Origin of the sequence: Schaalia meyeri (assembly GCF_900105015.1) — a bacterium.
GTDB lineage: Bacteria > Actinomycetota > Actinomycetes > Actinomycetales > Actinomycetaceae > Pauljensenia > Pauljensenia meyeri.
Genome location: NZ_FNLK01000005.1, coordinates 378,418 through 398,659 on the forward strand (window position 1 = coordinate 378,418; position 20,242 = coordinate 398,659).

At 65.9% G+C, this 20,242-nt stretch carries 22 protein-coding genes; 9 read left to right on the forward strand and 13 right to left on the reverse strand.

What is annotated here, in order from left to right; genetic code table 11:
* Nucleotides 1-7 precede the first annotated feature (7 nt).
* The 3 genes from BLT68_RS02500 to BLT68_RS02510 all read right to left on the reverse strand — a co-directional run bounded on the left by BLT68_RS02500 (nt 8) and on the right by BLT68_RS02510 (nt 3,653).
* Nucleotides 8-1,459 carry a class II 3-deoxy-7-phosphoheptulonate synthase gene (locus BLT68_RS02500; protein ID WP_070778219.1) on the reverse strand — a complete coding sequence of 484 codons (1,452 nt, stop codon included), beginning with the start codon at nt 1,457-1,459 and terminating at the stop codon, nt 8-10.
* A 10-nt stretch (nt 1,460-1,469) separates the two neighbouring features.
* Nucleotides 1,470-2,687, reverse strand: coding sequence for a pyrophosphate--fructose-6-phosphate 1-phosphotransferase (locus tag BLT68_RS02505; RefSeq protein ID WP_050694868.1), 1,218 nt, complete (start codon nt 2,685-2,687; stop codon nt 1,470-1,472).
* 141 nt (nt 2,688-2,828) lie between these two features.
* The gene (locus BLT68_RS02510; protein ID WP_050694869.1) at nt 2,829-3,653 is read right to left on the reverse strand and encodes a lysophospholipid acyltransferase family protein; all 825 of its coding nucleotides are present in this window, start codon (nt 3,651-3,653) and stop codon (nt 2,829-2,831) included.
* A 58-nt stretch (nt 3,654-3,711) separates the two neighbouring features.
* Between BLT68_RS02510 and BLT68_RS02515 the strand changes: the two genes are divergently transcribed.
* On the forward strand, nt 3,712-4,524 hold the full coding sequence (locus BLT68_RS02515; RefSeq protein ID WP_082175988.1) for a 3'-5' exonuclease: 813 nt from the start codon (nt 3,712-3,714) through the stop codon (nt 4,522-4,524).
* 79 nt (nt 4,525-4,603) lie between these two features.
* Here the strand turns inward: BLT68_RS02515 and BLT68_RS02520 are convergent, their stop codons facing one another.
* The 5 genes from BLT68_RS02520 to BLT68_RS02540 form a co-directional block, all read right to left on the reverse strand.
* Nucleotides 4,604-4,993, reverse strand: a complete 390-nt coding sequence (locus BLT68_RS02520; protein ID WP_050694870.1) for a response regulator transcription factor — start codon at nt 4,991-4,993, stop codon at nt 4,604-4,606.
* Between the two features lie 110 nt (nt 4,994-5,103).
* Nucleotides 5,104-6,099: an FKBP-type peptidyl-prolyl cis-trans isomerase gene (locus BLT68_RS02525; RefSeq protein ID WP_070778217.1), complete on the reverse strand. Its 996-nt coding sequence runs from the start codon at nt 6,097-6,099 to the stop codon at nt 5,104-5,106.
* A gap of 18 nt (nt 6,100-6,117) precedes the next feature.
* Nucleotides 6,118-6,471, reverse strand: a complete 354-nt coding sequence (erpA, locus tag BLT68_RS02530) for an iron-sulfur cluster insertion protein ErpA (RefSeq protein WP_050694872.1) — start codon at nt 6,469-6,471, stop codon at nt 6,118-6,120.
* An 85-nt stretch (nt 6,472-6,556) separates the two neighbouring features.
* Nucleotides 6,557-7,519 carry a glycerate kinase gene (locus tag BLT68_RS02535; RefSeq protein ID WP_074632642.1) on the reverse strand — a complete coding sequence of 321 codons (963 nt, stop codon included), beginning with the start codon at nt 7,517-7,519 and terminating at the stop codon, nt 6,557-6,559.
* The gene (locus BLT68_RS02540) at nt 7,516-8,889 is read right to left on the reverse strand and encodes a M20/M25/M40 family metallo-hydrolase (RefSeq protein ID WP_074632643.1); all 1,374 of its coding nucleotides are present in this window, start codon (nt 8,887-8,889) and stop codon (nt 7,516-7,518) included. The genes BLT68_RS02535 and BLT68_RS02540 overlap by 4 nt, the downstream gene beginning before the upstream one ends.
* A 58-nt stretch (nt 8,890-8,947) precedes the next feature.
* Between BLT68_RS02540 and BLT68_RS02545 the strand changes: the two genes are divergently transcribed.
* The 4 genes from BLT68_RS02545 (at nt 8,948) to BLT68_RS02560 (ending at nt 11,608) form a co-directional block, all read left to right on the forward strand.
* Complete coding sequence (locus BLT68_RS02545) at nt 8,948-9,568, forward strand: DUF3043 domain-containing protein (RefSeq protein WP_050694874.1); 621 nt, start codon at nt 8,948-8,950, stop codon at nt 9,566-9,568.
* 191 nt (nt 9,569-9,759) lie between these two features.
* Complete coding sequence (locus BLT68_RS02550) at nt 9,760-10,428, forward strand: hypothetical protein (protein ID WP_232618776.1); 669 nt, start codon at nt 9,760-9,762, stop codon at nt 10,426-10,428.
* An 18-nt stretch (nt 10,429-10,446) separates the two neighbouring features.
* Entirely contained in the window at nt 10,447-10,731 is a 285-nt protein-coding gene (locus tag BLT68_RS02555) for a hypothetical protein (protein WP_050694875.1), read from the forward strand.
* Between the two features lie 7 nt (nt 10,732-10,738).
* Entirely contained in the window at nt 10,739-11,608 is an 870-nt protein-coding gene (locus BLT68_RS02560; RefSeq protein ID WP_074632645.1) for a TrmH family RNA methyltransferase, read from the forward strand.
* A 76-nt stretch (nt 11,609-11,684) separates the two neighbouring features.
* On the opposite strand, the gene BLT68_RS02565 is transcribed toward BLT68_RS02560, so the two are convergent.
* The 5 genes from BLT68_RS02565 to BLT68_RS02590 form a co-directional block, all read right to left on the reverse strand.
* Nucleotides 11,685-12,431 carry an HAD-IIB family hydrolase gene (locus BLT68_RS02565; RefSeq protein WP_050695779.1) on the reverse strand — a complete coding sequence of 249 codons (747 nt, stop codon included), beginning with the start codon at nt 12,429-12,431 and terminating at the stop codon, nt 11,685-11,687.
* Nucleotides 12,432-12,441: 10 nt separating this feature from the next.
* Nucleotides 12,442-12,603, reverse strand: a complete 162-nt coding sequence (locus BLT68_RS09070) for a methionine/alanine import family NSS transporter small subunit (RefSeq protein ID WP_074632647.1) — start codon at nt 12,601-12,603, stop codon at nt 12,442-12,444.
* Nucleotides 12,600-14,174 (reverse strand): sodium-dependent transporter, encoded by a 1,575-nt coding sequence (locus tag BLT68_RS02575; RefSeq protein ID WP_074632648.1) that lies wholly within the window; start codon nt 14,172-14,174, stop codon nt 12,600-12,602. Before BLT68_RS02575 ends, BLT68_RS09070 begins: the two co-directional genes overlap by 4 nt.
* A 302-nt stretch (nt 14,175-14,476) precedes the next feature.
* Nucleotides 14,477-15,619, reverse strand: a complete 1,143-nt coding sequence (glf, locus tag BLT68_RS02580; RefSeq protein WP_070778212.1) for a UDP-galactopyranose mutase — start codon at nt 15,617-15,619, stop codon at nt 14,477-14,479.
* Between the two features lie 345 nt (nt 15,620-15,964).
* Complete coding sequence (locus tag BLT68_RS02590) at nt 15,965-16,975, reverse strand: glycosyltransferase (protein ID WP_050694879.1); 1,011 nt, start codon at nt 16,973-16,975, stop codon at nt 15,965-15,967.
* A 266-nt stretch (nt 16,976-17,241) separates the two neighbouring features.
* On the opposite strand from BLT68_RS02590, the gene BLT68_RS02595 reads away from it, so the two are divergent.
* Genes BLT68_RS02595 through BLT68_RS02610 form a run of 4 tightly spaced genes read left to right on the forward strand, consistent with a single transcriptional unit; the run spans nt 17,242 to nt 20,217 of the window.
* Nucleotides 17,242-18,141 (forward strand): HAD hydrolase family protein, encoded by a 900-nt coding sequence (locus BLT68_RS02595; RefSeq protein WP_070778210.1) that lies wholly within the window; start codon nt 17,242-17,244, stop codon nt 18,139-18,141.
* Nucleotides 18,138-19,460: an MFS transporter gene (locus BLT68_RS02600; protein WP_278246119.1), complete on the forward strand. Its 1,323-nt coding sequence runs from the start codon at nt 18,138-18,140 to the stop codon at nt 19,458-19,460. The genes BLT68_RS02595 and BLT68_RS02600 overlap by 4 nt, the downstream gene beginning before the upstream one ends.
* Before the next feature lie 50 nt (nt 19,461-19,510).
* On the forward strand, nt 19,511-19,741 hold the full coding sequence (locus tag BLT68_RS02605) for a PTS sugar transporter subunit IIB (RefSeq protein ID WP_050694881.1): 231 nt from the start codon (nt 19,511-19,513) through the stop codon (nt 19,739-19,741).
* Nucleotides 19,738-20,217 carry a PTS sugar transporter subunit IIA gene (locus BLT68_RS02610; RefSeq protein ID WP_050694882.1) on the forward strand — a complete coding sequence of 160 codons (480 nt, stop codon included), beginning with the start codon at nt 19,738-19,740 and terminating at the stop codon, nt 20,215-20,217. Before BLT68_RS02605 ends, BLT68_RS02610 begins: the two co-directional genes overlap by 4 nt.
* The last annotated feature ends 25 nt before the right edge of the window (nt 20,218-20,242 follow it).

Below are 20,242 nucleotides of genomic sequence, written 5' to 3' on the forward strand. Positions count from 1 at the left end.
CGCATCCTCACGAGGCAGTTTCATCCTTCGTGGGAGATGAACCCTCCAGGTACTGCGCAACTTGGAAGGCCATCTCCAGGCTCTGCTGGTGGTTCAGGCGGGGATCCACCAGCGTTTCGTAGCGCTTGCGCAAGGATTTCTCATCGATGCGCTCACTCCCGCCGATCACCTCGGTGACGTCATCGCCCGTAAGCTCAACGTGCAGGCCTCCCGGGACGGTACCGCAGGATTCGTGAGCCTCAAAGAACCCGCGAACCTCGTCCATGATCGTCTCGAAGCGACGCGTCTTGCAGCCGGTGGACAACGTAATCGTGTTTCCGTGCATCGGGTCCGTCACCCAGGTGAGCGGACGTCCGTCCTCGCGCGCAGCCTCAAGCAGCGGAGGCAACGCCTCACGAATGTGGGAGGCGCCCATGCGCGTAATGAACGTCAGTCGGCCTTCCTCGCCGTCCGGGTTAAGGCGGTCAATGAGGCTGCGCATCTGCTCGGGCGTGGTCGACGGACCGAGCTTTACCCCGATCGGATTGCGCACGCGCGACAACAGCTCAATGTGAGCGCCCTCCTCTTCGCGCGTCCGCTCCCCCGCCCACAGAAAATGAGCGGAGGTGTTGTAGGGTTCACCCGTTCGAGAATCGATGCGGGTCATCGCCGACTCGTATTCGAGGAGCAGCGCCTCGTGCGACGAGTACAGGTCGACGTCGCGCAACGTCTCGAAATCGACTCCGGCGGCACCCATGAACTTGATGGCCCGGTGAATGTCCTTAGCCAGCGACTCGTAGCGAGCATACGCGGGATTGGACATGAAGCCCTGATTCCAGCGGTGAACCTGACGCAGGTCCGCGTAACCGCCCTTCGTGAAGGCACGAATCAAATTGAGCGTCGAAGCCGCGCGGTTGTACAGCGACAGGAGGCGCTGCGGGTCGGGTTCGCGCGCATCGGGGGTGAACTCAAAGGAATTCACAGCGTCGCCACGGTAGCTGGGCAGCGTCACGCCGTCGCGCGTCTCCATGTCGGATGATCGCGGCTTCGCATACTGGCCCGCGATGCGTCCCACCTTGATGACCGGCAGCGACGCGCCATAGGTCAACACGACGGCCATCTGCAGCAGCGTCTGAATCTTGAGGCGCACGTGATCGGCCGTCGCTTCTGCGAAGGTCTCGGCGCAGTCACCGCCCATGAGGACAAAGGCCTCACCGCGGGAGGCGGCGCCCATCCACGTGCGCAAATCATCGACCTCCCCGGCGAACACGAGTGGCGGCTGACGGCGCAGCTGCGCGGTCACCTCATTCACGCGATCCGCATCCGCGTACGCGGGCTGCTGAGCGGCGTCCAGGGTGCGCCAGGTATCCCACGGAGCGCGCTCCCCGGAGTCCGGCGACCACAGACGCTCGGGGACGCGGCGGGAGCGTGGCTTACGCACGGGCTCCCCGCCGCGTCCGGGGGTGAAAGAGGGAATCACGCGAGGCGACTCACTCGCCAGCAGGCTCGACGCTCTGGCCAATCTCGGCCATCATCTGGACGAACCAGGGGGCCGTGATGTCGAAGGGTTTGCCGCCGGCGATACGTGGGAACGGGATAGCCTTCAGGCGATCACCGTCCTCCTCGTCATGACCAATCACGCCGGACTCGCCCCTGAAGGCGCACTCGACGGCCAAGTCCGTCATCGACTTAATGAGGCGCAGATCATCAGCATTGGCACGCGAGGAACGCGAGAAGTAGCCGGACTTTTGCACCATGACCTTCTCGGCGTCGATCTTTTCGGCGAACTGCTTGGCGAACCACTGGCCGGGGTTGATCGTGTCCAGCTTGACATGGCCGAAGGGATCGCGCTGAACCTCGCCGCCAGCGGCCTCGATCTCCGCGATGATCTCGGGGACGCCGGCCCCCTCGGACAGGAAGATGTTGACGTTGCCCTGCTCATCCATGATCGCTTTCAGGCGCCGGGCCTCGGCCTCCAGATCAATCTTCATCTCGGGCAGGAAGATGGCATGAATGTCCCAGCGCTCCTTGGACAGGCCGACCGAAGGCACCCATTCCTGGGTCTTGAGCCACTCGTGGTACTGCTGTGAGCCGGCGGCGGTCAGCCAGCCGCAGTGGCGGCCCATGATCTCGTGAATGATGAGCATACGCGGGTTCGAGCGGTGCTCGCCGATGACGTTCTGGGAGTATTCCGACACCTCTTCGGCAGCGGTCCATGCACCCAGGGACTGGCGGATCGGTACAACGTCATTGTCGATCGTCTTGGGCAGGCCCACGACGGTCAGGTGGTAGTCGTGCTCCTCAAGGTAGGCGGCCAGGTCGGCAGCGGTGGTGTTCGTGTCGTCGCCGCCGATCGTGTGCAGCACGTCAACGCCGTCGGTGCGCAGCTGCTCGGCAGCCTTTTGCAACGGGTCCTCGTCTTCGCCGACCAGGCCTCGCTCCACGAGGTTCTTCTTGTTCGTCAGCTTCACGCGCGAGTTACCGATCGGGGAGCCACCGAAACGATGCAGGACGGCGGCGCGGGTGCGGGCCTTTTCATCCACCAGCACGTAGTTGCCGGTGAGCAGGCCGTGGTAGCCGTTCTGGTAGGCGATAATCTCGACGGTGGGATCAATCTCGTTGTAGCGCTCGATGAGCCCACCGACGGCGGAGGACAGGCACGGGGCGAAGCCACCTGCGGTCAGCAGGGCAACACGACGGACCGACATGAATGTCACCTTTCTCAGGTTGGTTAGGTACGGGCCCGCGCGCGTGCGCAGGGCATGATCATTCTACCCGCGCAGCACAGCGTTTCGCCAAGGACGCCCTCCCGGTCAAACTCCGGTGCGTCGACGGACCCGCCCCGTTACCTACTGCCCGGCCTGCTCCCCCGCTGCGTCGCCGCCTTCCCCATCGGAAGGCTCCTGCGGCGCCGTCGGAACGGGCACGTCGGGAGCGGTGCGACCGCCCGGCGCCGCGCGCCCGTTGGAGGGAACGGGCCCCTCGAACGTGCCTTCGGCGGCCAGCTGAGCCTTCACGTCGGCCGCGTACAGGTCGACATACTCCTGGCCCGACAAAAGCATGAGGCTGTACATGATCTCGTCGGTGATGGCGCGAAGCACATACCTGTCCTTGTGCAGCCCCTTATAGCGTGAAAAGTCCAGGGGCTCGCCAACCACCATTCCGATATTGGTACGCGACGGGATCTTCTGGCCGATCGGTTGAGCCGCGTGCGTGCCGATCATGGCGACGGGAATGACGGGGGCACCGGAGAGCAGCGCGAGGCGGGCGACCCCGGTCTTCCCCCGGTACAGGCGCCCGTCGGGGCTTCGAGTCCCTTCCGGGTAAATCCCGAAGAGTTCGCCGTCTCGCAGGCGTTTGAGCCCGGCATTGAGCGCCGCCTCGGAGGCGCGCCCGCCGGTGCGATCAACGGGGATGGTTCCGACGGCTCGCATAAATTCCTTGGTCATCCAGCCCTTGACGCCGGTACCCGTGAAGTAGTCGGCCTTGCCCATGAAGACAACCTCGCGGTTGATCATCATCGGCAGGAAGACGGAGTCCCACACGGCGTTATGGTTGGAAGCCAAGATGGCGGCCCCCTCAGACGGGATGTTCTCCTTGCCGCGGATCCACGGATGGTAGGCGGCCTTGAGAATGGGGCTGCCGGTCGCTTTGAGAGCCTGATAGAACGCCACTGTGACTCCTCGAATGTCGACGGGCGCGCGCGAGCGCGGACGAATTAGTATCAACTCTATGACGAAACAGACTCCCGTGCGTAATTGTGGGGAAACCATGTCGCCCGGTGAGTCACCGCGCCCCTTCGCTCACAAAATCGTGTCGAAGGCCCTATCGCGCGCGCCAAAACCCGAGATTCAGCTCGGCCTGTCCTCGGTCGGGACGCCTGCTACGCGGGGCAGCTGGGTGATCGTCGACCTGGAGACGACGGGGCTGGGCGCGGGCGCAGAGATCACCGAGATCGGGGCGGTCCGCGTGCGTGACGGCCAGCTGGACGACGAGTTCGACACGCTGGTGCGTCCCTCGCGCCTGATTCCCCCGTTCATCACCTCTCTGACGGGAATTACACCCGAGATGGTGCGAGACGCGGAACCGATCGCTCCTGCGCTGGAGCGCTTTATTTCCTGGGCGGGTTTCGAGGGGGATAATCCGCCCGTCTTTGTCGCGCACAACGCCGCGTTCGACGTGGGATTCCTGCGCCGCGCCGCGCGGGTATCCTCGCGCCCCTGGCCGCCCATGCGCGTCGTCGATACGCTCGCGCTCGCGCGCCTGGCGCTGCCGCATCCGCTCGTGCGCAACCATAAGCTCGCCACGGTGGCCGCCTACTTCGGGATCGCGACGACGCCGCGCCACCGCGCCCTTCGGGACGCCCGCACGACGGCCACGGTCCTGTTGGATTTCATTACCCTGCTCGCGGGAGCGGGAGCAACCGACGTGGAGGACCTGGTCGCTTTGAGTGAGATGGCACCGCCCCATCGACCGCAGGCACCGACCTCCGTTTCGCCAACAGGCGAGGCCAGCAAAGGCCGCGGCTCATCACCCGGCTCGTGAGCCCATACGAGCGCCCGTAGCCCAAGCGCTGGCGCAGCACCGGGCGACGCGCGTGATCGCCACTGCCGCGCCCCACTCGCTAGGCGCCGCGCAAAACGTCGGCAAGCGTCTCCTGCAGGATAATCGGATCGATCGGATCCGCCACGGTTGCTGCGGCACCGGCCCACGTGGCCAGCCAGTCGTCCTGGACGCGCGCCGTCAGAAAGATGATCGGGGGAACGTCGTCACGGGTCTCCTGCAGATCCTGGGCGACGGACATGCCGCCTTCCTTCTTGGCTTCGGCATCCAGGATGAGCGCCGCGAAATCGTCACCGTCGAAAGTGTCGCGCACGCCGAACGCGGTGGCGGCCTCCACCCACTCGATGCGGGGGGTATCCTTGGATGCGCGCAGCCCGATACCGCTGATGACGGCGTGACGCCTGTCCTTGTCGTCGCTGAACACCAGGATCTTGACGGTATCGTCGCTCATGAGATCTCCTTGCGTATGTCGGCACAATCGACGCGGTGGCCCCATTCTAACGGCTTGCGGGCAGCTCCCCCACCGGGAGCCGCCCGCAAGCAGCGATGCACGACGCATCGTTACATCGAGGAAGTGCCCACGATGTCGACGACGAAGACGTTCGCCTGGGCCGCGTTACCCGACTGGCCCGACTGCGCCCCCTTGCCCTGAACCGGTGCCACAACGAGGATGCGCGATCCGATCGTGTATCCACTCAGCTCCACCGACTTGACCGGTGCCTCGAGCGGGGCTTGGCCCCACGAGGACTGCGTTTGTCCCTTGGCGCCAAAACCACCAACGACTTGCTTGTATAAAACGCTCTGTCCGTCCTCGAGCGCGTCGCCGCCTCCCTTGTAGATCGTGTAGATTTTTTGTTCGGTGGGGACCGGCGCGGACTCGTCGACCGTCAGGGTCGGTTCGGCGCCGGGTTCGCCGTTGACGGTGACGCCCTCAGGCAGCTCTTCGCCGGTCGCAACGCCGCTGCTGAGGATGGATTCGTCCGCTACGTTCTGTTTTGCCACGCCCACGATGTCCACGACAAAGACCAGGGTCGAATTTGCGGGAATACTGCCCTTGGCCTGGGTTCCGTATCCCAGGGAGGCGGGGATGACCAGCTCAACGCGGTCACCCACGCGGGCGTGAGCCAAACCGTAGGTCCAGCCCTTAACAACCTGAGTGAGAGAGAACGTGGCGGCTTCTCCACGCTCGTAGGACGAGTCGAAAACCGTCCCATTCCACAGCGCACCGACGTAGTTTGCCTTGATCTTCGCGCCGGGGCACACCACTTCGCCGTCGCCCTGGGACAGGGTCTTAACCAGAACCTTCGATGTTGGTTCCGTCCCCGTTCCCGCCGCGATGACGGGCTTGTCGTCGCCCGACACGTCGGGGAAGCTCCCCTTGCCGCTGCGGTCGACGTTCGTGTCCTGCTCGGCCGAATCATCGGTGGAGCATGCGGAGTAGTCGATCGAAGACGAGGAGCCCGAGGACTGGGAGGAAGCGTCGGAGCAAGCCGCCAACCCGAGGGCAAGCGCGACGACACCGGCAAGTGCGCCGAGGCGGCGCAGGGAGGACATCATAAGAGAGTTACTTTCGGCTCAGTGGAAGGATTCGCCGCAGGCGCAGGTGTTCTGGGCGTTCGGGTTGTCGATCGTGAAACCCTGGCGTTCAATCGTGTCGGAAAAATCGATCGTCGCACCGCTCAGGTAGGGCACGCTCATGCGATCGACGACGACCTCAACGCCGTCGAAGGAACGAATGGCGTCCCCATCGAGACTGCGGTCATCGAAGTACAGCTGGTAAATCAGGCCGGAGCAGCCGCCCGGCTGGACGGCGATGCGCAGGCGCAGGTCGTCGCGGCCCTCCTGCTGAAGCAGGCTTTTCACCTTCGCGGCTGCGACATCGGTGAGGATAACCTCGTGGGTGGGAGCCTGAGTTGATGACTCGGACATGACGCTCCTAACGGTCACGAATAGACGTATGCGCTTGACACCCTACTCCCCCGCCCGCACCGAGCGCTACGGGTGGACTGCGCGCTCAGCGTAACCAGGTGCGTGCGATCCGCCGCCCCGCCTCCTCAAGCGTGATCGATCCCTTAGTTTCGAACACGCCGTGAAGCCCCCATTGCGCCCTCTCGAAGTGGGACAAAGAGGAGCGGGGCGTGACGCCGACGACGGGGAGGGCGCGCAGGGCGGCCGCGCCCGTCACGGAATCGAGCGTGGACTCCGACAGGAGGGGCGAGGAGAGCTCGGGCTCGGCGACGATCACGAGGTTAGCGCCGTCAAGGGCATCTGCGAGGGGCGTCAGCTGAGCGAGCAATTCACCCGTGGGGACGATGCGCCCACCAATCGCCGCGATGACGCCACCCACGCCCCCGCCGGCGCCCGAGCCGCGCGCTCGCGCGGGGTGAGTGTCCGGCCCGGCCAGGAGCGGGCGGCGGTGCAGCGGCCTGTGGGCAAAGGCGCGGGTGAGAAGAGCCGTCAGCGCCCGCTCCTGCCGCCTGATCGGTTGCAGGTCGGGCCCCACCGCCAGCACCGAGTCGAGGCCCAGGAGCGGGCGCGCGGTCGAGGCAGCGCACACGAGATCGACGCCTGTTTCCCGGACGAGCCCCTCGGCCCGCGTCAGCGCTTCTCCGAGCGACGAACCTTGCACGGTAGAATCGTCCGCGCCCAGCAGGCCTGCGAGAAAACCGAGGCCACAGTCCGGGTATGGCCCGTGTCCCCCCTCGACTACGACCGTGCCGCCGCCGCGCAGTAGCTGCGCTACGCGCTCTCCGAACGCCCGCGACGAGGCTTCTTCCGTCGGCACTCTGACGAAAGAAGCCGACGAACGGCAGGGGGCCACGGCCTCGTCAAAGGCGGGGCCGCCCCCGAAGGGAAGCGTGAGGACCGAGGCACCCTTTGCGCCAGCAAGAACCCCCCGACGGATCGCGTCCAGCGCCCGGCCGACCGGATGGTCCCCTTCCCCGTCCCAGTGACCGGCGACGACGACTCGCTTCACAGGCGCGACACGCGCGCCAGGAGCAGTGCCTCGGCGAGGATCGCTGCCTTCAGGTCGGGGATGGATTGGGACTCGTCCTCCGAGTGAGCGTTCGTCAGCGGGTCCTCGACCCCCGTGACGACGACCTGCGCGCCCGGAAAGATGCGCTGGAACTCCGAGATGAACGGGATCGATCCGCCCACGCCGATGTTGACGGAGGGAACCCCCCAGGCCTCGGTCAGCGCCTCGTGCAGGGCCCTGGTGACCGGCGAGTCCATGTCCGCCTGGTACCCGGCTCCAGCGTCCTCCCGCGTCACTTCGACCCGAGCGCCGAAGGGGGCGTGAGAGAGCAGGTAGTCCACAAGCCGGTCCTGTGCCTGGCTCGGATCCACTCCGGGGACGGTGCGCATCGACAGGCGGAAACGCGTGTGCGGGGCGATCGTGTTCGAGGCGTTGGAGACAGGACGCGCGTCGAAACCGATCACCGAGATCGAGGGCTTGGTCCACATGCGAGCGGCGATATCGCCGGAACCGGCCAGCTTCATGCCATCCACCATCCCGGCGGCTTCCCGCAGCTCTTCCTCCGGCCAGTCCACATCCGCGTGATCCGAGCCGCCCAGTCCGGGAACGGCCACGTCGCCCCGCTCATCGAAGAGGGAGGCAATCAGCATCGACGAGATCGCGACCGAGTCCAGGAGCGGACCACCGAAAGCGCCCGAGTGGACCGCGTGATCGGCAACCGTCACGTCGACCGTCACAATCGCGTTGCCTCGCAGGGTCGTGGTGACCGCCGGCTCTCCCGGCTTCCAGTTCGACGAATCCGTCACCACGATGACGTCCGCGGCGAGCTCCTCCTTGTGCGCGTCCAGGAACGCCGTGAAGGAGGGGGAACCGATCTCTTCTTCGCCCTCAACGTAGACAACGACGTTGACGGGCAGGTCGTCACCCAGAATCGACAGGGATCCCAGGTGCACGACCACTCCCGCTCCGTCGTCGGAGCTTCCGCGCCCGTAGATGCGGTCCCCACGCACCTGCGCCTTGTACGGATCCATCGTCCACCGGTCCACCTCACCCACCGGCTGCACGTCGTGATGCGCGTACAGGAGCACGGTTGGCGCGCCCTCAATCCGGGGGGTTCGCGCGACGACGGCGGGCTTGCCCTCCGTGCCGTCCTCGGCTCTCTCGCGCAGCACCTTCGCCTCCAGGCCGAGCGCCTCGAAGCGCCCGCGCAGGTGCTGGGCGCTGCGCTCAACGTCGGTTGCATGCGCCGGATCGGAAGACACGGACGGGATCGCGACGAGCTGCGTTAGCTCATCCAGCAGAGACGGAAAAGCGGTCTCCAGGCGCTCCCTGAGAACGGACGTCGACAAAGCATGTGAAGTATCAGCCATACGCCCAGGGTAGACCATGCGAGTGCGAGGCGGCTGGGCTTTCCGCTAGCCTGGAAGCGTGTTTGGACGAAGCAAGAACAAAAGCGAGGACGGATCGGCACGTACCGAGGCCGTCCCCACGACGCCGACCGGCAAGAAGGGGCGTCCCACGCCAAAACGCAAGGCGGCCGAAGCTGCCCGCATTCACCCGCTGGTGCCCGCTGACCGCAAAGAGGCCAAGCGCGCCGCGCGGGCCGCACGAAACGCGCGATTCGACGCCGAACAACGCGCGCTGATCACCGGGGAAGAAAAATACCTCCCCGCGCGCGACAAGGGACGCGCGCGCCGCTACGTGCGCGACTACGTCGACGCGCGCCGGTCGTTTTCCGAGTGGATCCTGGCGGTCATGATGCTTGCCATCCTCCTCCTCATGCTGTTGTCAGTCCTGGGTAACCAGGTCCCGCTGCAGTGGCAGGCGTACATGCTCTACGGGTCCTCCGTCCTCATGTACGGTTCCTTTGTCGTGACGGCGGTCGAGGCGTTCCTGATCTGGCGCAAGATCAAGCGTCTCTTCACGGAGCGCCACCCCCGCGAGGACATCCCGAGCGGCACCGGCTACTACACCTTCTCGCGCATGATCATGCCGCGCCGCTGGCGCTCCCCGCGGCCCCAGGTCGCTCGCGGCGACTTCCCCAAGTAGCCGCTTCCGCGCTGGCATTGTCGGCCCCGGCCCCATCCACAGGGGGCCGGGGCCGACTCGTTGCGTCCACAGGGCACCTGAGCGCCCGAGCGCCGCGCACAGGTCTTGGCCCATATCTGTCCTTTCCTGTCCATGCGTTGCATGCTGGTTGCGTCGTGGCACCGGCGCCTCGGCAAACGGAAGGACACACCATGCACGTATCAGTCACGCTCACCGCCACACCGGACGTCCACGTTGAGGACGACCCCGAGTACGAAGGCGGAGGCGACACGGCTTTGGCCGCGAACACGCCCGGCAGCACAAGCGAATCGGAAGCGATCGCGGATTCCCCGGGGGCATCGACCGCGTTCGCCGCCGATGAGCCGATTCGAGAGGGGATGTACGGACCCATGCACTGGCTGGACGACCGCCACGTGACAGCACTCCTCGCCCCCTACGTCTGTGGCGGGTGGGATCTGGGCGACTACGCCCGCTTCGCCGACCTTGGAGGCAGCGACGCCCGTCGCCTGCTCCGCCTGCTGCCTCCGCCCGCGCGAGGCGACCGCCAGAACAACGCCCCGAGCATCTGCGATCTGCTGCGTGCGGCCGCCAGAACGGATGGGCTCACGCTCGAAGGCTACATGATTCGAGCTCCCCGATGGGACGAGCGCATAAGCGTCGACACGGTGTGCGTGCCCGAGACACAAATCCTTACCCGCACGGGTCAACAGCTGGACGACGAAGCATGCCCGAGCTACCAGCACTGGCTCGGGCTCGTCGACGTGCTCGGCCTGGACCAAGACGCAACGCCTCCAGACGACATGCGCTTCCTGGTGCGGGACGCATCATCCGCGCGATGGTTGTGGGCATGGTGGGACTGATCCTCTACCCTGGAAACTATGATCCGACGCGCGCATGACTGGGCCTTCACACATCTCCTATCGCGATCCGCCCCTCAGAAAGCACACCGCCTGGGCCTCATCTCCCTGGCCGGACGCTGTGCCCCCACACGAGGACTCACGCGGCCCACGCTCGGCCGCCTCGATGCGTTCCGTCACCCCACCCGCTCCGTTGACGGCGCCGAGGTTCCGCTCACGATCGGTGCCGGAGCGGACCGGAGTGAAACATTCTTAGCAGTCATCTTCTTTCCGGGCGAGGCATCGCGCGCCCTGCAGCACCTCTGAGGTTGACATGATCATCGAGCTGACGAGTTCGGACCTTCGCGCGGATTCGCGCCTGGACGACTACACGCGCCTCAAAGACGTCAAGCTGCGCTCCGTAATCGAGCCGGAACGTGGCCTGTACATGGCCGAGTCGACGAACGTAATTGAGCGCGCGCTTCGCGCGGGCCACACCCCCCGTTCCTTCCTGGTATCCGCCCGCTGGTTGCCTTCGTTGCAGCCCCTTATCGGTGCCGTGACGGGGAGCAGTGACGGGGGTACCGTTCCCATCTTCGTCGCCCCACAGGACCTCCTGGAGCAGATGACGGGCTTCCACCTGCATCGGGGAGCCCTGGCCGCCATGCAACGCCCCGAGCTGCCGAGCGTGTCTAGCCTGCTCGCGACCGCCCGCGCGGGCGCCCCCGCACGCCGCGTCGTCGTCTTAGAGAACCTGGTCGACCACACGAACGTGGGCGCCGCTTTCCGCAGCGCCGCGGCGCTCGGAGTCGACGCGGTCCTGGTGACTCCTTCGTGCGCGGATCCCCTGTACCGTCGTTCCGTCAGAGTGTCGATGGGGACCGTGTTCCAGGTGCCGTGGACACGGCTGACGTCATGGCCGGGCGACATGGATACCCTTCGCGACGCTGGCTTCACCCTCGCCTCACTCGCACTCAGCGCGGATTGCGTGTCCCTTGACGAATTCGTGTCGCTTCCCGTTCTGCGGGGCCCCGACACTCGCCTGGCGATGATCATGGGTACCGAAGGAGATGGGCTGGGCGAACGCACGATCGCGGCCTCCGACTACACCGTCACGATCCCCATGGATCACGGGGTCGACTCCCTGAACGTCGCCGCTGCCTCCGCGGTCGTCTTCTGGGCGACGCGAGGCATCGGCGCCTGAAGTGGCACGTTCCCCGCACGGGGCGCGTGCCGGAGCTGGCATCCTTGCCCCGGCCTCGTTCCTTCTTCGTAGCTCCTCAGCTCATCGAATCTACGATCTGATCGATCACCTCAACGCACTCTTGCCAGCCTGACACGGCGCGCGTCGCGTAGCCGGCGGCCTTGACGGGATAATCGTTTCCCGCCGGATCCAGGCGGTCCCCGATGAACAGCATCTGGGAGGCGCCAATGCCCGTTTCCTCGACCAGCTTCCCCATTCCAAAGGCCTTGTCGATGCCGCGCGTCGTGATGTCGACCGAGGTCGATCCGCCGCCGCGCACGTCAAGCTCGGGCACGTCGGGGGCCACGGCATCGCGAAGCGCCGCCTTCTTCGACCCATCCGGATCCCACGCCCTCTTGGCGTCGAGCGGGGCCTCCTGGCCCAGCGCCGAGAACGTGATCTGCGAACCGCGGTCCTCGATGATATGTCCCCACGGGCGTTCCTCCCACAGGCCGAGCTCGCGGGCGTGGCGTTCGAGCGAGGCGACCGCGCGTGCCGCAACCTCGGGCTCCAGGTCATAAGCGTAGCGCTGCACCCAGGTGCCGCCCTCGAAACGGTAGTAGCGCGTACCGCACGTCGGCATCAGGTGAAGGCGCGAAAGTTGCTGGTGAGAGGCGTGAAGGTTGTCCAGCACCTGGGCTTGGAACTGCCCCATCTGTCCGCCGGAAATAATGCACACATCCACGTGATCCAGCAGCGAGCGCAGCGCGACGTCCATGGGGGCGGGCAACGGCGACTTCGATGGAGCCAGCGTGTCGTCAAGATCAAAGGCAACGAGCTTCACGGATGACACCCTACCGGCTCGCCGCCTGCCCGTCATCGACAGTGCTGCGCGCGGCCTTATTTTCCTCTTCCGTTGGGACGGGCAGAACCTGCAGCATCACGACGGATGCTACCAGGCCGCCCCACACGAGCAGAATCGTCAGGACCATCAGGGCGATAGCGGGGGCACTCACTCGTTCTCTCCTTCACCAAGAGCGGATTCTGCGCCTTCATCCGCGAGGATCCGGGCGACCGTCGCATGCGGATTCACCCGGCGGTGCTTCCACGGGACGAACGTCAGGACGAGAGCCGCGAGGATGGCGACGAGCACGGAACCCCAGCCGAAAATCATCACGAATGACTGCCTGTACGAGCCGTAACCGTCGGCGATCAGCGCGACGAGGGACATCGTCATCATGACGAAGAGAACCACGGGAATGACGATGCCGACGAGGTGCTCCCACAGCTTGGGAACCTTCACGCTGGACACCGAATTCAGGTGGGCGCGCAGACCGCTCAACCCAGGTCCTGCGAGCGCGCACAAGAGGGCGAAAAGAATCGCGGAGGAAACGACGCCGATCGAGTTGATGAAGTTGTCGACGATATCCAGGTTGTTCAGCCCGGAGCGCGTTCCAAAGAGCGCCAGCGAGATAACCGTGGCGGGAATGCCCAGGACCAGCGCCGACCGTGGGGGCGACCAGCCGAACTTGTCCTGGAGGCCTCCGGACACGACCTGCAGCAGGGACAGCAGCGACGTGACGCCGGCCAGCACCAGGGACGAAAAGAAGAGAACGCCGAAGATGGGGCCGCCCGGCATCATCGAGATGATCTTCGGGAAGGTCACGAAGGACAAGATGGGGCCGGACAGCCCCTCCACCCCGGACATGGCCACGCCCCGCTGATGGGCCATGAACCCGACGGCGCTGAACACGCCGATGCCCGCGAGGATCTCGAAGGAGGAGTTCGCGAATCCCGCGACCAGCGCGGTGCCCGTCAGGTTCGACTTGGGCTTCAGGTAGGAGGCGTAGGTCAGCATGATGCCGAAGCCCACGGACAGGGAGTAGAAGATCTGGGCGAATGCGGCCAGCCACACCTGCGGGTTGGCCAGAGAGGACCAGTTGGGGGTGAAGAACGCGTTGAGTCCCTCGGTCGCGCCGGGCAGGAAGAGGGCACGAACGACGAGGGCTAAGAAGAGCACCACCAGCAGCGGCAGGAAGATTTTGTTGGCCGCCTCGACCCCCTTGGACAGGCCGCGGCCGATGACCAGGAGCACCAGGATCCACACCAGCGCCAGGGGAATCATGACGGGCCACGCGGGAGCCCACGAGAAGGTGGTGCCGTCCACGACCTGCAGGAAGCTATCGGTAAAGAAGGACGTCGGCTCCTCACCCCAAGCGGTGTTCACGGAGTAGATCGTGTACTCCACGCTCCACGCGAGCACCGCGCCGTAGTAGACCATGATGACGAAGCACACGAATGTCTGGAACCACCCGACGAACTCGCCGCCTCCGATCACCTTGCGCAGGGCCCACGGCGGTGAACCGCGGAACTTGTGGCCGACCGCGTAGTCGAGCCAGAGCATGGGGATGCCCACGAAGACCAGGGCAACCAAGTAGGGCACCAGGAAGGCGCCACCGCCGTTGGAGTATGCGACGCCGGGGAAACGCCAGATGTTTCCCAGGCCGATCGCGGAGCCGATGGCCGCCAGCAGGAAGCCGGTCTGGCCGCTCCACGAGTCGCGCGCCCGGGGCGCTGAGGATGACATGGGCTACGTTCCTTGCATTCGTTTTATTCGGGATAATTCCCAGTCAGACTAGGGCTCGCGCACCCAGGTGTCAGCATAAGTCCACGATATAGAACGTGCTTTTGCCCTCTATTTGACCGGATCCGGGCGGGTACGGACGGGGAGCGCGCGTGAGGCCCGGCGGTGCCGTCACCGAAGGGCTGGGGCATCGGGCCGGGGTGAGAAAGAGCGCGGCGCCTCAGACGATGGGCAGCGGCGCGTCGATTGCGACGAGGAGCGCCCCTGCGCGGTGCAAGGGGTCGCCGCGCCCGGCAGGAGGCCCGTCAGCGCCAGGTCGCGCAGGCCTCGTCCGCCTTCGTCAGTGCGGATGCGATCGCCATGTGCATGTCGAGGTACCGGTATGACCCGAGCCTTCCGCCGAAGAGAACACGGTCCTCGCCGGCGGCCATCTCGCGGTAGGCCGCCAGCGTCGAGCGGTCAGATGGTGAGGAGATCGGATAGTACGGCTCGTCGCCGGGGCGGGCGAATCGCGAGTATTCGCGCGAAATGATCGTGTTGGTCGCGCCGCGCCGATCCCGCTCAGGATGGAGGTGTGCAAACTCGTGGATGCGCGTAAATGGAACGTCCCGATCGGAGTAGTTCATGACCGAGCACCCCTGGTAGTCGGGAACGTCCACGACCTCCGTGTCGAAATCGAGGGTGCGCCAGCCCAACTGCCCGGCCTCGTAGTCAAAGTAGCGGTCGATAGGGCCCGTGTAGACGACCGGCACCTGGCCCACGGTCGCGGCCTTGGAGAAGGGCGAGGCGGCGTCGAAGAAATCCACGCCCGTATGTACGGTGATGCGCGGGTGGTCCACCATGTTTGCAATCCACGCGCCGTAGCCGCGAAGCGGCAGCCCCTCGTAGCGGTCCTGAAAGTAGCGATTCTCGTAGGTGAAGCGCACGGGCAGTCGCGTGATAATGGAGGCATCCAGGTCGCACGGATCGGTCTGCCACTGCTTCGCCGTGTATCCCGCGATGAACGCGTCGTAGAGGGGACGCCCGATGAGGCTGACCCCTTTGTCTTCGAGGTTGGACGGTTCGCCCGTGATCTCGGCGGCCTGCTCGGCGATCAACGCGCGCGCCTCGCTCGGGGAGTAGGCGGCACCGAAGAACTGATTGATGGTGCCCAGGTTGATTGGCAGCGGATAGACGACGCCCCGATAGTTGGCGTAGACGCGATGACGATAGTCATTGAACGCCGTGAAGCGGTTCACGTACTTCCACACGCGTTCGTTCGACGTGTGAAAGAGGTGAGTGCCATAGCGGTGCACCTCCACCCCCGTGGCCGTATCGATCGAGGAGTACGCGTTCCCTCCGATGTGGTCACGGCGCTCGATGACGGTGACATTCATGCCAAAACGCTCCGCCGCCTCGCGGGCAAATGTCAGGCCGAAGAAACCCGAACCAACAACGAGCAGATCCACGCCGCTCCCCTTTCCGTTTGCCTTCCCCCATCCTACCGGCCCCGCACGCTCACGCGCTGCCGCTACCTTCCAGGCCGGGCGGCGCATCCGGTCGCCCAACAACGCGAATGCTTGCGAGGGCGTGGGACGGCGCGCGGGAGGGGCTTGTGATAGCCCGGATCGGGATCGTTGAGGACGAGGCGCCCCCGGGGGGCGGGGGTCAGCTCGTGGGGAGCGACCCGTCGCGCGGCAGCGAACAAACCGGGATTCACGAGGAGGAGCGCGAGCAAGACGCAGAGCAGCCCCTCAGCGGCCGGCGCCTCCGTCCATCGCATGGCGCTGCGGCCCGACCAGCGGTAGCCGCGCTCAGTTGAATCCGACAACCGCTCCCGCGACCTTATAGCCCGCGCGCACGACCGCGGGGGAGGCGTGACGCACCAGGCCCGCCAGAAGATCTTTGCGCAGGCGCTGCGTGGCCTCCGGGCTGATCTGGTCCATCGTCTCCCAGATCTCCTCCTTCAGCGCCAGGTGTTCGGGGGTGCCCGAGAGCTGAGCCATGACGGAGCACACGACCGCATTGATGCGTAGGTAGTGCACCATGTATCGCCACAGCTTGTCCTCCACCTCGGCGCGCACCGGCAGGGCCTCCGTCATCGCGCGGTTCACCCTGGCCAGCTGATCCAGGCGAGTGATCATGACCTTCTCGTTGACGGATTGGTCGTCGCGCCCGATGAAGTAGCGATACAGGTTAACGTCCAGGTATCGGATCGTGCGCACGCATGGCAGGGGCACGAACGAGTACAGGTAGTCGACGTAGAAGGTGTGCTCGGGCATCACTAGGCCCGAGCGTCGCACGACCTCGGTGCGCATGGTCAGCGCGTGCATCATGAGGTACTGGTCGTAGCGACAGCGCCCGAGCTCCTCCCACCCGAAGGTACGCCCGCGCGGCAGGACGGTGCGGTAGCGGATGGCGACCTTATGGGCCTTGCCCTGCTTTTCGTAAACGTAGTTGGTGACGAGCAGGTCCAGGTCACGCCCGGCCTCGCGTTCCTCGCGCAGCACGTCCAAGACGGCGTTGGCGGCGCGCCGGTCCAGCCAGTCATCGGAGTCTACGACGCGCACATGCGTGCCCGTGGCGGCCGCCAGACCCGCGTTGACCGCGCCGCCGTGTCCTTTGTTCTCCTGGTGGATGACGGTAACGGAGTCGTATCGGGTGGCCCAGTCGTCGGCGATCTGAGCCGTGCGGTCCGTCGAACCATCGTTGACAATGATCGCCTCGAGTTCGTCACCGTATCCGACGAGCGTGGTCAGCGCCCGATCGAGGTAGTCCTCGGAGTTGTATGCGGGCACGATCACGGTCAGCAGTGGCGCGCTCATGAGATCTCCTATCGATAGCCTCCCCGTAGTCTACTGCGCGTCGCTTACCCGCGCGTCTCCCCCGGGCTCCCGCTTTTCACTCACGGAGAGAACGGGGAGAAGATCCACGGAGAGAGGGCCGAGAAATGCTCCTGTGCCAGGAGATGCGCGAGGCAGCCGCCTCCATTTACCGGGGCGTGGGAGCGTTTTCGCGAGGACGCGTAATTCGTCGGTTACGCACCCCCATTCGCGCCTGGGCCACGCATCGGCTGGGATAAGATGCTGGCATGAGCCAGACAACGGGTTATTCGTGCGGTGAGAGCGGGGCCGCCTGGCCCCACGCCGTGTTTGTCGACATTGACGGGACCGTGTGCGATTCCCGCCAGCGTGTTCCCGATTCGGCTGCGGGGGCGCTGCGCGAGGTGCGCGAGCGCGGACATCGACTGTTTGCCTGCACCGGTCGGTCGGTGCCGGAGGTGTACCCGCGCTTTTGGGAGCTGGGCTTCGAAGGGCTGGTGGGCGGCGCGGGAGGCTACGCGGCCGTCGGCGAACAGGTGCTGCTGGATCAGCGCATGCCCCGCCGCGACATCGAAGCGCTGACGCAGCTGTGGGACTCTCTGGATGCCGCGTACGTGTGGCAGGGTCCCGATCAGATGGGACCGTGCGACGGATACCTGGAGTTCTTCGTGCCGGGAGCCGGCGTGGAACCCGACGACTGGGCGGAGTACGCCCAGTCGGTCACGCCGTTTATCGTGGATATCGAAACCGGTTCCTTTACGAAGGTGACCGCCTACGTTCCCCCCGCACGCGCGTCGCTGAAGGGCGTGCAGGAGGCGCTGCCGGAGGGGTACCGCGCGATCGTCGGGTCGGTTGGCGCGGGCGGGTACATCCCCTTCGAGGTTCTCCCCACGCACCTGTCGAAGGCCGTGGGAATCCGCGCGGTGTGCGAGCACGTGGGAATCCCCCTGTCGAGGAGCGTCGCGATCGGGGATTCAAATAACGACGTCGAGGCCGTCGCGGCCGCCGCTATCGGCATCAGCATCGGCAGCGGGTGTCAGGCGTTGGTCGAGGTCGCCGACATCGTCGCCCCGCCGGTCGGGTCGGACGGGCTTTCCTGGGCGCTATCCGCCGCCGGACTGGTCGGCTCTGGTTGGGACGGGGGCCGAGGCCTCGGCGATCGGGAGTGAGCGCTTCGGTTCGTCGGTGGTTGCGTCACCCGCTGACGCGCAACTCAGCGTTTATGCACCTGTGGGCCGGACAGACCGCCGCGCAGGTCGGCTTTCAGGTCGGCACGCTCGCCACCTCGGCGATAGCCATCACGGTGCTGGATGCGAGCGAATCGCAGATCGGCGCACTCTTGGGGCTGCAGACCCTGGCCTTTTTGCTCGTCGGGCTTCCGGCGGGGGCGTGGGTGGACGGATGGCGGAAGCGCCGCGTCATGATCGCCGCGAACCTCGCGCGCATCGGGGCGCTCGTGTCGATACCGGCGGCCTACGCGTGGTTCTCGCTGACTCTTACTCACCTGATGATCGTCGCTGCGCTCTTGGGGCTGTCGACGGTCTTCTTCGATGTCGCCTACCAGTCCTACGTGCCCGCGATCGCCTCGCGGCGCTACATCGGGGCCGCGAACGGCCGGCTCGAAGCCTCGTATCAGGTGGGCCGTGCGGGGGGACCGGGCGTGGGCGGCTGGCTCCTGGGTGCCATCGCCCCTCCCCTGGCGTACCTGATCACCGCGTCAACCTACGCGTTCTCCACGTGGGCGATCTGGCGTATTCGGACACCGGAGCGGGGGCCCGAGCGTTCCGACTCCTCGCTTCTCGCCCAGATCCGCGAGGGGCTGAACTTCGTGCGAGGACAGCCCCTGCTGTTGCCTCTTTTTTCATGTATCGCCTGCGCCGCCTTCGCTGGCGCGGGCGTGCGGGCCCTGTTGCCCATCCTCGTGCTCCGAACCCTGGGGATGAGCGCCACGCAGCTGGGCCTGCTCCTGAGTGCCGGAGCGGTCGGCGGGATTCTGGGAGCGCTGTCGCGCCCCGCGTGGATTTCCCGCCTGGGTATCGGTCGTTGCATTGTCATCACCAACATCGTCGGTGTCGCCTCCCTGATGGCCCAACCTGCTTCCGTCCACGTTCCCGACGTCGCCTCGTGGGTGATCGCCGGCGCGGGCGTCATCTCCTCCTATTTCCTCACCGTCTACAACGTCACGCAGATGAGCCTGCGCCAAGAGATTTGCCCGCCGCAGATGCTCGGGCGGATGAACGCGATATTCCGGTTCGCCGTCTGGGGTGTCATGCCGCTGGGGTCATTCGTCTCCGGCGTCGTCGCCACGTGGGTGGGCGTCGAGGCCGCCATGTATGTCTTCACGGGGACGGCCATCACAGCGGGTATCGCCATGGCTTTCACGCCGGCGACTCGCATCCGAGGGGGCAGCGCCGCCCCGGGCGTCTCACAATGTGACGCGTACCAGCCGTGCAATCGCACCGACGATGGTCGCTCCGCGATACCATGAGTGTGAGGAAAACCGCAACGATTTCGGTGAAATGAGCCAAGGAGGACGCCATGAGCACCGCAACGACCATCATCGATGCCCTGGGCGGGTGGGACAACATCTCTAATCTCGAAGCCTGCATCACGCGTATCCGCCTCGACTGCGCGAACACGGACCTCATCGACGAGGCGAAGCTGCGTGCTGCGGGAGCCTTTGACGTCGTCATCGTAGGAGATGCCGTCCAGGTCGTCATGGGACCCGACTCCGAGGACCTTGTCGCACAGATGAAAGCGAGCCGGTGACTCTGGTCGTCCGCGCGCCCTTCGCCGCGAGCATCCTGCCCCTGGCACACGTGCCCGACCCCGTTTTTGCCAGCGGCGTCGTCGGACACGGCATCGCCCTTGAGCCGCGATCCGATGCTCAGTGCGTGACCGCCCGCTCCCCCGTCAACGGGGTGGTCACCAAACTGAAGCCGCACGCGGTCATCGTGACGTCCACCGGTGGCTTCTCGATTCTCGTTCACCTCGGGATCGACACCGTCAGCCTACGGGGCAAGGGCTTCGCCGCGCTGGTTGACGAAGGCGACGTCGTCACCGCCGGGGATCCGCTGATCCACTGGGATCTCGCGCCCTCCCGAGCCGCGCGGCTGCCCACCTGCGTGCCGGTCATCGTCGTCAACCCGCCGGACGCACCCGTCGTACCCTCCCCGGACGCTCGGGAAAGCGCGTGCGCGGCGCTCGCGCCGCTGTACGCGGTGACCGCGGCCGAGCAGCTGTAGTCTCGCAGCGCGTGGCCCCGAGCGG

Coding starts and splice junctions, on each gene's coding strand:
- BLT68_RS02505 (WP_050694868.1), bottom strand. CDS start 2,687: ATGTCGGTCCGTCGTGTTGCCCTGCTGACCGCAGGTGGCTTCGCCCCG.
- BLT68_RS02515 (WP_082175988.1), top strand. CDS start 3,712: ATGACGAAACAGACTCCCGTGCGTAATTGTGGGGAAACCATGTCGCCC.
- BLT68_RS02520 (WP_050694870.1), bottom strand. CDS start 4,993: ATGAGCGACGATACCGTCAAGATCCTGGTGTTCAGCGACGACAAGGAC.
- BLT68_RS02525 (WP_070778217.1), bottom strand. CDS start 6,099: ATGATGTCCTCCCTGCGCCGCCTCGGCGCACTTGCCGGTGTCGTCGCG.
- erpA (WP_050694872.1), bottom strand. CDS start 6,471: ATGTCCGAGTCATCAACTCAGGCTCCCACCCACGAGGTTATCCTCACC.
- BLT68_RS02540 (WP_074632643.1), bottom strand. CDS start 8,889: ATGGCTGATACTTCACATGCTTTGTCGACGTCCGTTCTCAGGGAGCGC.
- BLT68_RS02550 (WP_232618776.1), top strand. CDS start 9,760: ATGCACGTATCAGTCACGCTCACCGCCACACCGGACGTCCACGTTGAG.
- BLT68_RS02555 (WP_050694875.1), top strand. CDS start 10,447: ATGATCCGACGCGCGCATGACTGGGCCTTCACACATCTCCTATCGCGA.
- BLT68_RS02560 (WP_074632645.1), top strand. CDS start 10,739: ATGATCATCGAGCTGACGAGTTCGGACCTTCGCGCGGATTCGCGCCTG.
- BLT68_RS02575 (WP_074632648.1), bottom strand. CDS start 14,174: ATGTCATCCTCAGCGCCCCGGGCGCGCGACTCGTGGAGCGGCCAGACC.
- BLT68_RS02590 (WP_050694879.1), bottom strand. CDS start 16,975: ATGAGCGCGCCACTGCTGACCGTGATCGTGCCCGCATACAACTCCGAG.
- BLT68_RS02595 (WP_070778210.1), top strand. CDS start 17,242: ATGAGCCAGACAACGGGTTATTCGTGCGGTGAGAGCGGGGCCGCCTGG.
- BLT68_RS02605 (WP_050694881.1), top strand. CDS start 19,511: ATGAGCACCGCAACGACCATCATCGATGCCCTGGGCGGGTGGGACAAC.